General features: G+C 54.3%; 2 protein-coding genes and 1 pseudogene. 2 read left to right on the forward strand and 1 reads right to left on the reverse strand.

Annotation, left to right across the window (positions count from 1 at the left end; all coding sequences use genetic code 11):
- Positions 1 to 878: pseudogene (locus QZ197_RS15150) on the forward strand (hypothetical protein); the annotation flags it as partial.
- Between the two features lie 432 nt (positions 879 to 1,310).
- Here the strand turns inward: QZ197_RS15150 and QZ197_RS15155 are convergent.
- Positions 1,311 to 2,648 (reverse strand): hypothetical protein, encoded by a 1,338-nt coding sequence (locus tag QZ197_RS15155; protein ID WP_296433004.1) that lies wholly within the window; start codon positions 2,646 to 2,648, stop codon positions 1,311 to 1,313.
- Positions 2,649 to 3,074: 426 nt separating this feature from the next.
- Here QZ197_RS15155 and QZ197_RS15160 point away from each other — a divergent pair, with 426 nt between their 5' ends.
- A complete protein-coding gene (locus QZ197_RS15160; RefSeq protein WP_296433005.1) occupies positions 3,075 to 3,650 on the forward strand; it encodes a transglutaminase-like cysteine peptidase in 576 nt (191 codons plus the stop codon).
- The last annotated feature ends 14 nt before the right edge of the window (positions 3,651 to 3,664 follow it).

Consider the following 3,664-nt stretch of genomic DNA (forward strand, 5'->3'; position numbering starts at 1 on the left):
AGGCAGAGGCTGCCCGCAAAGCTCATGCTCAAACGCTGCGATTGGATGCCCTTTGGCAGGACCACAGGGAAGGCCGTCCGGAAGCTGTCGATCCACAGGTTGCTCTTGCGGTACTAGAGGCTGCCGATTTGACGCCCGGAGACGGCATAAGATATCCAGACAATCCTTTCCTTTATGACTTCACTGATATGCTCAGGGGGACGCTCGAACCGCATCAACCTCCTCCCAGAATATCACCTCAGGATAGGCTTACCCTCGATATTCTCTATGGAGCTCCCGTTCCCAAGCTGCTGAGCGATGCCAAGGACAAGCATTTCGAACTTGGCAAGGGACCGAAAGGAAAGGTTGCCAGACAGCAGTTTGATCGCGCTTGGGAGTTGCTGCTTGAAATCACTGGGGACATTGCTTTGGACCACCTTAAACGTGACCACGGCAACGCCTTTGTTCAGAGACTTGTAGCCAGAGGTGTCGGTGCAGAGACCATTAAACGCTATTTGTCTCAAGTACGACCCGTCATTCAGACTGGAATACTTGAGTTTGAGCTGAACAGAACCAATCCGTTCGAAGCCTTGGTGATACCAAACGCTAGTGAAGGTAAACGAAAGCCAAGGTTGCCATTCTCCAATGACGAATTGATGACAATTCAAGCTGCATGTCGGCAGATGGACGATGAGCGCCGCTGGGTGATAGCCATGTTATCTGACTCCATGGCTAGATTGGCTGAGATCGTGGGGCTCAAGAAACAGGATTTATACCTGGATGCTGAAGTACCATATATTCGGATTCAACCCAATGAACTTGGGCGACTTAAGACAGTTCAGTCTGAGCGATTGGTTCCCTTGGCTTCGAAGGCAAAGGGGCCTCTCGTTCTTTCTTGAGTGGTTTTCACAATACGACGCTAGCCTTGGCCCAAGAGTTCTCAGGTCAAAATATTCTGACTAGCTGCAAAGCGGACCTTGGTGCACTCCGCAGAGAACGGCAGCGAAGAGCCCACAGTGTCGAATGCTGCAAACTGCATAAATGGCAGCTTCAGGCAGAAACTGGACTTTCGCTACGGGCGAGAGATGGCCTGGCGGGCCGCTCTAAGAGGGACTTTCAACTTGATGAGTAAGTCAGGGGAACGGAGTCTGCGCAACGCGCTAAGATGCGTTGGTTCTGGTATGGTGAGGTCTAAGTCATCCAAGTTGGGCAGACTTATGCAAGATTTGTCGAAAATGTCTGAGGCTGACCTGCATTTTCAAGCTGTCAAAGATGACCCGGCTCATGCGGTAATGTGAGGCGTCGAAAAATTCAACGCCTCACAATTGATGTTACAAATCTTCTGGCAGAACCGGAATCGCATACTCGTGGATGTAGTTAATAACCACCCGCGAGTCGTCTGCGGCCTGAGTGAACGCGTCCAATGAGAAATCAACCACGTCGTCATTTGTACTGCTGAAGATGGTCTCGTAGACGTTGATTTCCTCTGGGAACCAACTTCCGTCATCCTGCGGAACGAGTATCGTAGTTGTGATACCGGCGTAGGTATCCTCCCGATCATACGCGAAATCCGAGAAATCTACGGCCGAGTACTGCACCTCTGTCCCCTCAATCACACTGGGTTCGATGTTGAGGATCAAGTTGATGTAGGCAATCTCGTCGGTGGTAAATACGCCCGTCTTGTCAGTCGCGGCTGCAAGAAACACCGCCGCCGCTTCTAGATCCTCAACGGTTTTCACACCGTCGGCAAGAAATAGGTCAGTCACAACTGGATTAACTACACCTTCAATCGTACCCGTGGTCATGAGAGCGACATAGATCGACAGGTTTTCGAGTGGAGCGTCAATCGTGCTCGATTCACCGTCGATGGTGATGATGAGACGACCAGCCGGATCGAAAGAGATCGCATCCGCACTGTTGAGCAGAGCAAGCACTTCCTCGCTGCGGCCCTCAAGAACGTCGTCTGGAGCGCGGGCCACGTTCAGGCGACCGATTTCGACCTCTTGAACAAGCGTCTCATCAAGAACATGACCCTCTTCATCAAGTGGGATAAGGCTACCATCGGCCGCGACCGGCTGAACGTAACCACCGTCGTTCAAGATGGGAACGCCCTGGTCATCACGCAGGATGACGTAGAGATCACCATAGAGGTCACCGCCGCCGCCCGCATCAGGAGGAGAACCGCGACCAGCGGAACCGCCAGGTGTGCCCGCCCATTCTGGGCGGTCAGAATCTGCATCACCGCTCCCTGCGCCTTCCGGCCGGCCACCCGTGTCTGCGGGGCGTCCGCCGGCGCCAGCGGAACTGTCACCATCATCGTCGTTGTCACCAGTACCGCCGCTGCTTCCGCTGCCTTGGCCACCGCCACCGACATCGCTACTGCTCCCATCGCTGCCGCCACTACCTTGGCCGCTGCCGCTGCCTTGGCTACCTTGGCCGCTGCCGCCACCACCCTGGTTACCATCGCCGCTGCCGCTGCCTTGGTTACTGCCACCACTGCCGCCACCCTGGTTACCACCGCCGCTGCCCGCTGATTCCGAACTGCCACCCTGACCATTGCCCTGAGCGTTAGCAAAGTCGACAGAGACAAAGCTCAGCGCACCAGCTGCCACGCCTGCCAGCATGGCTGATTTCAGTGATGGGTAAATAAACTTTCTAGATAGTGTCATAGTATCCTCCAATCAGACGAAGGCCCCAGCACGGTGCCTTTGACAAATTGTAGCATTCAGTACCACGCACTGATTGATACATGTCAATTCCTGAATGTATTTTGCGACGTCGGAAGACCGTCCATCAAACCGTCCATCAATATGGGCTTTAGCGAAGGTTCACTGCGGCCTATAAATGCTGCTTGATGGACGAATGGCCACATCGGAAAGGCTGAAGCGCAGCAATTGACTGGCGGGCCAGTGTCCGGTTCCAGCCAAAAGCAGACACGAATGTAGGAACTTTCTACGGCAGCTTTGTCCCTCTCAGCAGACCTTGATGGTGACCGCAGCGAACGGCGGCTGTGAGCCCACTCAGGACGTTGTCACTTTGGCGGATTGGGCCTAAACAAAGAACTCGTTGTTTTCAGTGGGGGCAAATTGGTCTGCGTGGAAAAACTCACAAACGCCTCCTTCACAGGCTTTGTCTTGGCTTGTCTTGCCAGCGGAGCTCTCGCACAGCCTCGCTGCAGCGCTCTTGAGGTACCAATCAGACGCGCAGAGCCCCCTCCGAGCCAATATGTCTTGTTCTGCGAGAGCCATCCGAACGACTGCGCGCTTTCAGGGGACGCGGTGCTTTCGTCAAACCCGAGCCTGCATAGTTTGTTGTTCACGGTCAACGAAGCGGTCAACGCCGATGTTGAATTCGTCCCTGACATGGAGCGATTGGGCATCGAAGAACAATGGGAATTCCCACAGAACTGCCGAGGCGACTGTGAAGACTTTGCGTTGGAAAAGCGGCGTCGCTTGGTCGAGGCCGGGCTATCTAGCGCCTCCCTGACCATGGCCATTGTCCACCATGAAGTTCAGTTTTTTCCCCACGCCGTCCTCTTGGTCGAGATGAACACCGGCACTTGGGTCCTCGACAACCTCTATGACGAAGTCATGTGCTGGGATGCCGTTCCTTACCGCTTTGAAAGACGGGAGCAACCCAACGGGGAATGGCTGCGCTTTGCGCAATTCTAATCTCCAAATCGTTG

Origin of the sequence: Yoonia sp., assembly GCF_017854415.1 — a bacterium.
Taxonomy (GTDB): Bacteria; Pseudomonadota; Alphaproteobacteria; order Rhodobacterales; family Rhodobacteraceae; genus Yoonia.

Bases quoted from the DNA above. Each gene is read 5' to 3' on its own strand.
- QZ197_RS15155 (WP_296433004.1), bottom strand. From the start codon at position 2,648: ATGACACTATCTAGAAAGTTTATTTACCCATCACTGAAATCAGCCATG.